The organism is Pedobacter terrae (assembly GCF_900100705.1).
GTDB classification, from domain to species: domain Bacteria; phylum Bacteroidota; class Bacteroidia; order Sphingobacteriales; family Sphingobacteriaceae; genus Pedobacter; species Pedobacter terrae.
Genome location: NZ_FNCH01000019.1, coordinates 87256 through 97982 on the forward strand (window position 1 = coordinate 87256; position 10727 = coordinate 97982).

The following is a 10727-nucleotide window of genomic DNA, read 5'->3' on the forward strand; positions in this document are numbered from 1 at the left end:
CTTATTCGTCATTGCGAGGAGGAACGACGAAGCCTGCCTGCAGCAGGCAGGCAATCTTACGAAGATCGCTACTTGAGATTGCTTCGGCTTGCTCAATTCCGAGCTTGCTTTAATAGATTACTGGTTTTACCGAAGAACGCCGTCAATCCCAGGAGCCGGAGCTATCAAAAAAACAGTTGCAGGAAAGAACAAATAGCATTACCAAACCTTAAACGCAGTGGTTTTGTGTTCATAATACTAATTTAATTGCTAAAGAGAATTAAACACAAACCCCATAGGGCTCAATCAGACCAAAGAAAACATAAACAATAACTGATTAAACGAAGTGCCGCTGTTTTTTTGATGTGAGTGTGGTTGTGTGAAAGGCTCCTAGCTGGATCCGATAGCTATCGGATGACAAAGCGCTTTGGGTACTTTGGCGCTCCAAAGTACCATGCCCCCCGCGGCATAGAGCGGAAAAAATAATATTTTTGCTGAAAAATAATTTTTCTTAATCAACGGGGTTAATAGTACGAAAGATCCTGACCACGAAGTAGCTACAAGGCAATTGAAAACCATATTTCTACTTGTAAAATAAATCCGATAGCTATCGGATCAGCATGACGATCGCCTTAAAACTAAGTGCTAAAGAACAAATAAAAGCTAACAGAGATGTGTCCACACGATAGGCCTGCGCAGGAATGACGCCCCTTTAAATTATTGGATCAATCCTATGGATCTAGAATGTACAATCGCTTCCGCACTATCATTAAATAAACAAGCTTCCACCCCTTTATCTTTTACTTTTTTAAGCAGTTCTTTGGTTTCTAACTCTTTTTCAGGCCGGATATTACGGATATAAACCGCTTCGATATTTTTGGGGTACTTTTCTACTATTGAACTATAAATTTCCGGATCCTGCTGCGAATTATCTCCAAAGAATACAAACTTCTGATTGGGAAAGGTATCTAAGATTCGCATTACCCTTAATAATTTACCCTCATGACCGGTTTTACCCGTTTTAATTAAATCTCTCCACCTTTTGAGTGTATTCAACAGAAAAGCACCCTCAGGCAGTTGATTAAACCTGAAAGTCTCCACCAAATAATCGTAAAGATTCCATTCACTGCTGCTTACATAAAAAAAAGGGTTGGGTTGATTCGCCTCCGTGTGCGACAAGGCCAATTGCTGATAGTGGCTGGCCGTATCTGAAAAGGTTTTACGTGTATGGGGGTTTTTGATAAATAACTCTCTCAATCTTCTGCCTATAGTTGCCGAGTGAGAAACCATCACAGTATCGTCCACATCAGAAATAAAAGCATATTGCGTAATGTGTGGCACATATACCCTACCTTCTCCACTATTTAAAACAGATCCGTCTTGATCAATAGCTTCCACTTTAACATTGTGCCACCCCGCCGGAACATCATGTTGGGCCTTCCATTCGAACTTAAAAAAACCATCTACTTCGGTTTTATTATAAACAGTCTGATCAAAGAAATGCAAACGCACCTCAACAGAAGCATAAGGTTTTAAAATAAAGAGCTTTAAGAGATGGATAATATTAACAAACAAATTATTACTGTAAACTTGCCTTGTTTTCGCCTTGTGCTTAAAAACATGACCATAAACAACCAAATTGTGTGCATGACCATAACCGTGATATACTTTTACACTAACAGATTTATTCATCTGTATTAAAACAGAGTTTATTTAAAGTTGTTTGTTGATTAAACCCCATCAGGTAAAACATGAAATTATTATTCATCATCAACCCAGGCTCAGGCAGTCATGATCTAAATTTAAAGGAAGTAATTTCTACCCATTTCGATTCAAAAAATACAGAAATTGATCTTTTCGAATTACCGGAAGACTGTTCTTTAGAAAAGATCAAGGAGAAGATCAAAAGTGCGAAAGCAGATCGCGTAGTAGCCGTTGGTGGCGACGGAACCTTAAAACTGGTTGCAGAATGCCTGCTGCATACCGAAACGCCTATCGGCATTATTCCCGCTGGTTCGGCTAACGGGATGGCAAAAGAATTGGGCATACCTACTGATATTGAACAGGCCTTAGCCATTTTGGATGAAGGCCATTTGCAAAAAATCCATGTGGTTAAACTTAATGATGAGATCTGCATTCATTTATCAGACCTTGGTTTTAATGCCTATCTGGTAAAAAAATTCGATACCCTGCCGCAACGCGGTATGTGGGGTTATGCCAAAGCCACCTGGCATGCCTTATGGAACCACAGCAGAATGGAAGTGCAGCTGAAGCTTAAAGATGAAACCGTTACCTCTAAAGCAGCGATGGTAGCCATTGCCAATGCGACCATGTATGGGACCGGACTTAAGATTAATCCTGACGGAAAATTAGATGATGATCTTTTTGAAGTGGTTCTGGTAAAAGATTATTCCTACCTGGAGGTCATAAAGATATGGATTACGAAGTTACCCTTCAACCCTAAAAAGATAGAAGTATTTCAAACTGCTGAAGTAAAAATTTCCTCAAAACACAAAGCACACTTTCAGATTGATGGAGAATATATTGGAAAGGTAAATACTGTTGAAGCAAAAGTCCTTCCTGCTGCCATAACAGTAGTTTTACCTGAAGTATTAGAAAACTGAGCGGTGAATTTTAATCGTAAAATACAACCTGAAAAATTCGGCAATAAAACAGATCCGGAATAAAATATCGAACCATCGTTCAGCCAGGTTTAGCATTTCGGGTAAAAAAGTAATAAAACCGATGGAAAATACCCATACCACCAAACGGAAAGGAAATTGAATGTAATAGGCAACAAAGCCAAATTTCTTGTTCAGAATTAAACCGGCAGCAGAAATGAATAGTGAAACGAATAAGGGCAGCAACAATACAACTTTGGCTTGCGAAAGGATCTGATCGGGGATTTCGTTCAGGTGTGTTAAAATCTGCCAAAATTGTTTGGACAGCAAAACGATACTAATGAGATCCAATAAGGCAAAAAACCGGCCGGTGTTCTTCATTACTTACAATACTTTGCTAAATAATCATCTGCTTTTTTGCTTCCCATGTATTTAACAAAAAGAAAATCCTCACAAGCACCTTGTTTGTCTCCCTGTTTTATCTTTTTTAGGCCCATTTTAATGCGATCATCGAGGTATTCATCATCTATACCCAACTGGTTTTTGATCGCTATAATCTGAACTTCTTGTCCGGGTTTGGCCTGATCGATATTTTTATAGAAATTAATCACAGAATTGGTGAGGCCTTCTTCAGCCTGATAGTTGCGAATGGCTTCCTGCATGGCTTCACTTGATTTCCCTTCGCAATTGTAGCCCGAAAGTTTAAAATTAACCGGGGCAATGATCGAAACTGTTGTATCGTAACCCGCCGGAACCTGCCATTTACCACTGCTCATTCTCACTAAACGCAGTGCTTCCTCATCCAAATCAGACAGTATGCCTTTGCTCACTTTCGAAAAATAAACTTTCCCTTGTGCATTAAGCTTAAAACTTATATTCACTGTTCCCTGGATACAATTATCTTTAGAAAACTGCGGATAGATGGTATTCTCCATCAGGAAGTTTGTAAAACCGCTTTTACCAGTTTTAAACTGCTGAGCCATGGCTAGCGAGCAGCAGAAAAGTAAACACAAGGTGAACAGTTTTTTCATTGTACTAATTTACTAAAAAAAGCTGAAAACATTTTACCACAGAGGAACACCAAGTTTTTCACAGAGAAAATGAGAGATTTAATTTAAATAGTAAGTTCGTCATTCCTGTGCAGTCGGAAACCTTAAAGCTTATTGCATTACGATTATTCATCAGTTTTTCTCTTTTCAAAGGTATGCATGAACACTTTGTGGTTCCCAATCAAATTAGGAATGACGATCGCTAAAAATCCGCTCTGTGGCCTCGGTGCCTTCCCTCTGTTCTCTCTGTGGTTAAATTTGCAACATCATATTTGGCCATAGAGGCACCGAAAACACAGAAAAAACTTTGCGCCCTTTGCGCATTCCTTATTTTCTTTGCGGTTAAGAAAAAGTAACCTTCAAAATTAAATTCGGATCAGGACAATTGGCTAGATATTTTTCCCGCTCACTAAATTTACATACGCCCGGATAATCGCCTGTTAATCCCTGCATATCTTCTATCAGCTGAAAATGAAGGTGTGGCGGCCACCAACCGTTTTCATCTTTGTTCCCCAGTTCGGCGAATTTTGCCCCTGCTTTTATCTGCATTCCTTCTTTCAGATTACCTAAAGAAGCTAAATTTAAGTGCCCGTAAAGCGCATGGAATTTATACCCTTCGATATCATAAGCCAGAATGATGGTTGCCCCGTAATCGCCGAAATTATTGTTATTGGCAAAGCTATGAACAATTGCATCGTAAAAATTGTAAACTGGTGTTCCTTCAGCTCCCCAGATATCTACACCTAAATGTAACCTGCGGTGTTCCTCACCAGCATTAAAATAAGCACTTCTAGAATAAATAGTGCGGTGTTCGTTGTATCCGCCAATTCCGTATCGGGTATTGTTTTTAGCTAACTTTTCATTTACCCACTCAGAGAACAGGTCGGTATCATCTAAAATTTCATCTTTTAATTCCGTATTGACAACGGTAAAATCAAAAGGCAAAAGCTGATCATGTTTCGGATCGAAATCTACAATCTTATGGATGAATTCGCGGTTCTTTTCAATTACCTGCTTTAGAATATGCATGGAAGATGTTTATTTAAAATATAAACGTAATTATAAATATAGTGCGATAAAGCGCCACCGATAACAATTAAGTGCCAAAGTTCATGACTATGCATCCACCTGGAAAGCTGTTTATCCTTTGCGTAATAATAAGTTCCGCCGATATAAAAAACGCCTCCTAACAATAACCAGAAAATAGCTCCGATGGGTAAGGTGCCTAACATTTTTTGGAGCAATGGCACAATTAAACAGCCCATTAAAATATAGATAGACAAAAGATATAGCTGTACTTTTTAAGCGGTTAAAATTTTGAGCAGGCAACCCACGATGGCTATAATCCATACAATAGCAAACAGGCTCCAACCCAGCCAGCCGTCAAAAACCAGTAAGGCAGTGGGGCTGTAAGAGCCGGCAATCATGAGGTAAATACAACAGTGATCAAATTTTTGCCAAAAACGCACACCGTATTCGGTTGCAGGATAGCCATGATACATGGCACTTACGCCAAAAAGAATAAAAATACCTATACTATAAATCCATGCAGCGGCGTATTCAATCGATGTATGGCATTTTTGAAGCAAAAAGTATCCGGCCGGAATTGCTACCAATGCCGGTATAAAATGTGTGAAGAAATTAACGGGCTCCCTTAGCTTCCTCACAAAAAATTATTCGCTGTCTTCGTCTTTTTGTCTGGGTTCTTTAGCAATCTTATCAAAAAGATGATCCATGCGTTCCACATACTCATTAGTATCATCTACAAAGAAAGTAAGCTCTGGCACCACTCTTACCTGGTGGCGGATTCTGCTTCCCAATTTATACCTGATCTCTCCAGCATGCGAATTAACGGTGTTGATTGATAGTGTGGTATTATTGGTATTAAAAAAGCTAAGGTAAACTTTTGCTACTGCCAAATCAGGCGAAACCCTTACGCGGGTAATGGTTACCAATGTATTAGGTAAAAATGCAGCACCTTCACGCTGAAAAACCTGTGCTAACTCCTCTTGTAATACTCCTGCAAATTTTTGCTGACGTTTACTTTCCATATTATTTAAATTATCAATTACCAATCATCAATTACCAGACGATTTAATCCAGATAATATCGATCGATAAGGTTTAAATTATCAATGACCAAGAATCAATTATCAGACCATAACTCATCTGCTAACATTAAACCGGGCAATAATAAATATTTCAAAAAATGTAAAAACCTTTAAAACCTCACCACCTTCTTGATTAATATTATTCGAAGGCGATCGTCGTGCTGAATTCATTTCAGCCTCTCTACTCCAAATAGACCCTGAAATAAATCCGATAGTTATCGGATCAGGGTGACGATTCCAAATTAAAAGGACTTAGAAACATTGAATAGAGATGTCATTAATCAAACTGAGACCTACTTTTAAAAGCTGTAAGACTTATCTCCGCAACCTATTGACGGAATTTATTTAATATAATAAATTGCTATCATACGGGTACCTCGCCACATGGGCAGCCTTAACTTTATCGTACAATAACGTTTTAAATTCTTCTAAATTTTCTTTCTCAGTGGCTGATATAAACAATACAGGCACTTTATCGTGGCTCATCCAACTTTTCTTAAAGTCTTCTAAAGTAAGCTTTCCATCATCCTCTTCATTGTCAACTTCAGGCGAAACATAAGCATCAATTTTATTGAAAACCAGGATCATATCTTTATCAATCGCACCGAGATCTTTCAACGTTTCGTTAACGGTATTAATCTGATCTTCGAAATTTGGATGCGAAACATCTACCACATGAATCAGCAAATCGGCTTCCCTAACTTCATCCAAGGTAGATTTAAAGCATTCTACCAAATGGTGAGGCAATTTGCGGATAAACCCAACAGTATCAGAAAGCAGGAAAGGTAAATTCTCGATTACTACTTTACGAACAGTGGTATCTAAAGTAGCAAAAAGTTTATTTTCTGCAAATACTTCCGATTTCGACAACATATTCATGATGGTAGATTTACCAACGTTGGTATAACCAACCAAAGCTACCCGAATCAGCTGACCACGGTTTTTACGTTGTGTCTCGTTTTGTCTGTCGATATTTCTTAAACGCTCTTTTAACAAAGAGATTTTATTTAAAATAATCCGTCTATCACTTTCAATCTGCGTTTCACCCGGACCGCGCATCCCGATACCACCTTTTTGGCGTTCCAGGTGGGTCCACATACCCGTTAAACGCGGCAGAACATATTGCAATTGTGCCAACTCCACCTGCGTTTTTGCTTGAGCAGTTTGTGCCCTGTTGGCAAAAATATCCAGGATTAAATTACTTCTATCTAAAACCTTAACCCCAAGCTCACGATCGATATTACGCAATTGTGACGGCGATAACTCGTCATCAAAAACCACCACATCAATTTCTTCTGATTTTACATAAGCTTTAATTTCTTCGAGCTTACCTGTACCTACAAAGGTGGCACGCTCAGGCTTAAGCATTTTTTGCGTAAAAACTTTCTCCACCTTCCCTCCTGCTGTATCTACCAAAAAGGCCAGCTCGTCTAAATATTCTTTTGTTTGGGCTTCTTTTTCGCCAGGCGTAACCACGCCGACTAAAATTGCCCTTTCCTGCACCACGGCAGTATCATAAAATTTTTGTTTTCCCATGTAATTGATACAAAGATACGAAATTTGCGACCAATCATCCTCCCGCAAACTGCGAGGTTTATAGATCGCTAAATCTGTTCTACAAACTGCTGAATGGCAGTTCCCGGATTATCCGTTTTCATAAAATTTTCACCGATCAAAAATCCATTAAAACCTGCTACTTTCAATTCTTTAATGGTCTGCGGATTACTGATGGCACTTTCCGAAATCTTTAAAAATTCATCCGGAATTTTATTCACCAAATCGAACGAAGTCTGGATATCAACCGTAAAATCTGCCAGGTTTCTGTTGTTTACCCCAATAGCATCTAAATGAGGAGAAATACTTCTTTCCAGCTCTTCCAGATTATGCACCTCTAAAAGCACATTTAAACCAAGCTTATGCGCAAACTTTCCAAAATCATTAATCTGTTGCGGCGTTAATATAGCCGCAATCAACAGAATAATATCAGCACCCCAGGCTTTTGCTTCCAAAATCTGGTACTCATCGATCATAAAGTCCTTTCTTAAAATCGGAATCTTGTTTGCAGCACGGGCAGCTAGGATATCATCGGTTTTACCACCAAAAAAATCTACATCAGTGAGTACAGAAAGTGCAGATGCTCCAGCAGCACTGTATGCCTGCGTTACTTCAGCAACATCGGCCACGCCATTGATTAAACCTTTAGAGGGCGATCGACGCTTAAACTCTGCGATAATCCCTGTTCGATCATGAGCCAATAAAAATTCCCTAAAAGAATAGGGTTGCCGCTTAAAATGCACCGAATTTTCTAAATCAGTTATGGAAACCAAGGCTTTCGCATCAGCAATTTCTTCTTTCTTACGTTTTACGATTTTATCTAATATAGACCCCACACCCCCTAAAGGGGTCTTTTCCGTTCCATCGTTCATATTTTTTTTCATAAATATTTTGCTTAAAGTTTAACCCCTGCTATTTCCCCCTTGCTTTTAACTCCCCCTTTAGGGGGGCTGGGGGTTAAGGCGCAGCGGTTAACCAATTCTCCATCATCTGTTTACCATACTCCGTTAACACACTCTCAGGATGAAACTGTACACCACGCACATCTAACGTCTCATGTCTTAACGCCATAATTTCATTCTTATGATCTCTGGCTGTAATTTTTAAACAGGCAGGAAAATTATCTTTACTCACCACCCAACTGTGATAGCGGCCAACATTAATGGTTTGCGGGCATTCCCAGAACAATGGCTCATCGCCGTCTACAACCGTTACCGGTGTAGCAATTCCGTGCATGGGCCTGCCTAAATTGTACAGCGTACCCCCAAAGGCTTCGGCAATGGCCTGTTGGCCTAAACAAACCCCAAAAATGCTTTTTGTTGGTGCATAAGTTTTAATTACATCCAGCAATAAACCAGCTTCTTCAGGGATACCTGGGCCTGGTGAAAGCAATATTTTATCATACTTGCCTACATCTGCCAGATCAAATTTATCATTTCTCCAAACTACCGCTTCGTAACCCACTTCATTAATCAAATGCACTAAATTATAGGTAAAACTATCGTAATTATCGATCACCAGAACTACCCCCTTGCCCTCTGAAGGGGAATTACTATTAATATCTTTTTCCATTGTATTTCTTACTAGTGGATTTACTCCAGACTAAAAACTCCCAACTACAAACTAAATCTGCTCTGCCATTTGCACTGCTTTACGCAATGCGGCAATTTTATTGTTTACTTCCTGCATTTCGGTTTCAGGCACTGAATCGGCCACAATACCTGCCCCCGCACGGTAATGCAGTTCGTTATTCTTGCTCATAAAAGTCCTGATCATGATGGCGTGGTTAAAATCTTCGTTAAAGCCCATAAAGCCAATGGCACCGGCGTAAAAATTTCTGCCCAGTTTTTCATTTTCATCAATCAGCTGCATGGCTTTATATTTTGGTGCCCCACTCAAAGTCCCTGCCGGATAAGTATCGGCGACCACCTTAAAAGCACTTACATTTTCCTGCAAACGGCCACTCACTTTACTCACCAGGTGGATAAGGTGAGAATAGTACTGCACTTCTTTAAAAGACTTTACTTCAACGCGGTTACAGTGCCTGCTTAAGTCATTTCTGGCCAAATCTACCAGCATTACATGCTCAGCACTTTCTTTAGGATCTTGCTCTAACTTTCTGGCCTGCTCTGCATCTTCAATGTCGTTTCCACTTCGCTTAAATGTTCCTGCAATTGGAAAAATATTGGCCGAATTGTTTTTGATCGTAATTTGCGCCTCTGGTGAAGAGCCAAACAGTTTAAAATTCCCGTAATCAAAATAAAACAGGTAAGGTGACGGATTTATTGAACGCAGGCAACGGTATACATTAAATTCATCTCCGGTAAAAGCTTGTTTAAATGCTCTTGAAGGAACGATCTGAAAAACATCGCCACGATAAATATGCTTTTGTAGTTTTTCTACCAGATCCATAAAACCCTGATCTGTCAGATTTGAACTTTCCTCACCACGAAGCTGGAACTTATATTCAGGATAATTTTTATTCTGGATCAGGTATTCCATTTTTTCCAATCCCCCTTCTTCTTCGCCTTCGAAAGTATTTTTGAATAGTGTAATCTCGTTTTTAAAATGATCGATGGCAATGATGTAACGATACAAGTGGTATTGCATTTCCGGAATCTCTTCTCCTTCGGGCGTTTCGGAGGTAAACTTGATATCTTCAAAATGCTGCACGGCATTCCAGGTAAAATAGCCGAACAAGCCACTCGAAATGAATTTGATTTCAGGCAGTTCAGTTTCCCTAAACTTATCCTTAAAATCAGCAATTTCATCAATCAGGCTTTTGCTCTCGGTAATTTCGACCGCCCCGTCAGGAAAATACGTTTCCAGTCGGGAACCTTTTAAAATGACACCCGCAACCGGATCAGCGCAAACAAAACTCATGGAGTTTTCGCGGCTGTGGTAATCCGAGCTCTCCAGTAAAATGCTGTTTGGATAAACATCGCGCAGGCGCAGGTAAATGCTTACCGGCGTGGTGGTATCGGCAAGTAGTTTTTTGTAAGTTGTATTTATTTTATACATGTTTTTACGATGTTGTTATCGCTTCGTGCATTGCAATAACGGTTAAATTATTTTAACAATAAAAAGCCCGGCGTGTGGTTCTACGCCGGGCTTTAATGGTTCTTTAATAAGGTTTAGGTTGATAAACTATATTTCTTTCATACGCAGCCGGCGCAATCCGTTTTCGAATTACTTTGCCAAAGCCATGTATGTATATTGTTGATCATGAGCTACAAAAATATAAAGAATTTTGAAAAAGCAAAATATTTATGAAAATAAGTTTAGTACGGAGTCGTGAGTCTTAATCCACTTGTCATCCTTGTAATAGTTTAGTAATTCGGTAACAGATTTTTTTGAGGAGCATTAATTATTAGATTTTTTCATTTGCTTTTTTTGCCATTTCAATTGGAGTTA

The 10727-nt window shown here is 39.3% G+C and carries 10 protein-coding genes and 1 pseudogene; 1 reads left to right on the forward strand and 10 read right to left on the reverse strand.

Annotated features, from left to right (window positions below; genetic code table 11):
* Positions 1-696 precede the first annotated feature (696 nt).
* A complete protein-coding gene (locus BLR60_RS19800; RefSeq protein ID WP_090503010.1) occupies positions 697-1671 on the reverse strand; it encodes an App1 family protein in 975 nt (324 codons plus the stop codon).
* Positions 1672-1730: 59 nt separating this feature from the next.
* Between BLR60_RS19800 and BLR60_RS19805 the strand changes: the two genes are divergently transcribed.
* Positions 1731-2603 (forward strand): diacylglycerol/lipid kinase family protein, encoded by an 873-nt coding sequence (locus tag BLR60_RS19805; RefSeq protein ID WP_090503012.1) that lies wholly within the window; start codon positions 1731-1733, stop codon positions 2601-2603.
* Here the strand turns inward: BLR60_RS19805 and BLR60_RS19810 are convergent.
* From BLR60_RS19810 to BLR60_RS19855, 9 genes and pseudogenes are all read right to left on the reverse strand, one after another.
* A complete protein-coding gene (locus tag BLR60_RS19810; RefSeq protein WP_090503014.1) occupies positions 2592-2981 on the reverse strand; it encodes a hypothetical protein in 390 nt (129 codons plus the stop codon). The genes BLR60_RS19805 and BLR60_RS19810 overlap by 12 nt on opposite strands.
* On the reverse strand, positions 2981-3631 hold the full coding sequence (locus tag BLR60_RS19815; RefSeq protein ID WP_090503016.1) for a TonB family protein: 651 nt from the start codon (positions 3629-3631) through the stop codon (positions 2981-2983). Before BLR60_RS19815 ends, BLR60_RS19810 begins: the two co-directional genes overlap by 1 nt.
* Positions 3632-3991: 360 nt before the next feature.
* Entirely contained in the window at positions 3992-4678 is a 687-nt protein-coding gene (locus tag BLR60_RS19820; protein WP_090503018.1) for a peptidoglycan DD-metalloendopeptidase family protein, read from the reverse strand.
* Positions 4666-5316 (reverse strand): annotated as a pseudogene (trhA, locus tag BLR60_RS25240) (PAQR family membrane homeostasis protein TrhA). The gene BLR60_RS19820 and the pseudogene trhA overlap by 13 nt, the downstream one beginning before the upstream one ends.
* Before the next feature lie 6 nt (positions 5317-5322).
* Positions 5323-5700, reverse strand: a complete 378-nt coding sequence (rbfA, locus tag BLR60_RS19835) for a 30S ribosome-binding factor RbfA (protein ID WP_090503026.1) — start codon at positions 5698-5700, stop codon at positions 5323-5325.
* Positions 5701-6104: 404 nt separating this feature from the next.
* On the reverse strand, positions 6105-7295 hold the full coding sequence (gene hflX, locus BLR60_RS19840) for a GTPase HflX (RefSeq protein ID WP_090503028.1): 1191 nt from the start codon (positions 7293-7295) through the stop codon (positions 6105-6107).
* A gap of 68 nt (positions 7296-7363) precedes the next feature.
* Positions 7364-8197, reverse strand: coding sequence for an indole-3-glycerol phosphate synthase TrpC (gene trpC / locus BLR60_RS19845; protein ID WP_244155708.1), 834 nt, complete (start codon positions 8195-8197; stop codon positions 7364-7366).
* A gap of 73 nt (positions 8198-8270) precedes the next feature.
* A complete protein-coding gene (locus BLR60_RS19850; RefSeq protein ID WP_090503030.1) occupies positions 8271-8885 on the reverse strand; it encodes an anthranilate synthase component II in 615 nt (204 codons plus the stop codon).
* Between the two features lie 51 nt (positions 8886-8936).
* Positions 8937-10334 (reverse strand): anthranilate synthase component I family protein, encoded by a 1398-nt coding sequence (locus BLR60_RS19855; protein WP_090503033.1) that lies wholly within the window; start codon positions 10332-10334, stop codon positions 8937-8939.
* Positions 10335-10727 lie beyond the last annotated feature (393 nt).

Bases quoted from the DNA above. Each gene is read 5' to 3' on its own strand.
- hflX (WP_090503028.1), bottom strand. From the start codon at position 7,295: ATGGGAAAACAAAAATTTTATGATACTGCCGTGGTGCAGGAAAGGGCA.
- BLR60_RS19820 (WP_090503018.1), bottom strand. From the start codon at position 4,678: ATGCATATTCTAAAGCAGGTAATTGAAAAGAACCGCGAATTCATCCAT.
- BLR60_RS19855 (WP_090503033.1), bottom strand. From the start codon at position 10,334: ATGTATAAAATAAATACAACTTACAAAAAACTACTTGCCGATACCACC.
- BLR60_RS19850 (WP_090503030.1), bottom strand. From the start codon at position 8,885: ATGGAAAAAGATATTAATAGTAATTCCCCTTCAGAGGGCAAGGGGGTA.
- BLR60_RS19810 (WP_090503014.1), bottom strand. From the start codon at position 2,981: ATGAAGAACACCGGCCGGTTTTTTGCCTTATTGGATCTCATTAGTATC.
- trpC (WP_244155708.1), bottom strand. From the start codon at position 8,197: ATGAAAAAAAATATGAACGATGGAACGGAAAAGACCCCTTTAGGGGGT.
- BLR60_RS19800 (WP_090503010.1), bottom strand. From the start codon at position 1,671: ATGAATAAATCTGTTAGTGTAAAAGTATATCACGGTTATGGTCATGCA.
- BLR60_RS19805 (WP_090503012.1), top strand. From the start codon at position 1,731: ATGAAATTATTATTCATCATCAACCCAGGCTCAGGCAGTCATGATCTA.
- BLR60_RS19815 (WP_090503016.1), bottom strand. From the start codon at position 3,631: ATGAAAAAACTGTTCACCTTGTGTTTACTTTTCTGCTGCTCGCTAGCC.
- rbfA (WP_090503026.1), bottom strand. From the start codon at position 5,700: ATGGAAAGTAAACGTCAGCAAAAATTTGCAGGAGTATTACAAGAGGAG.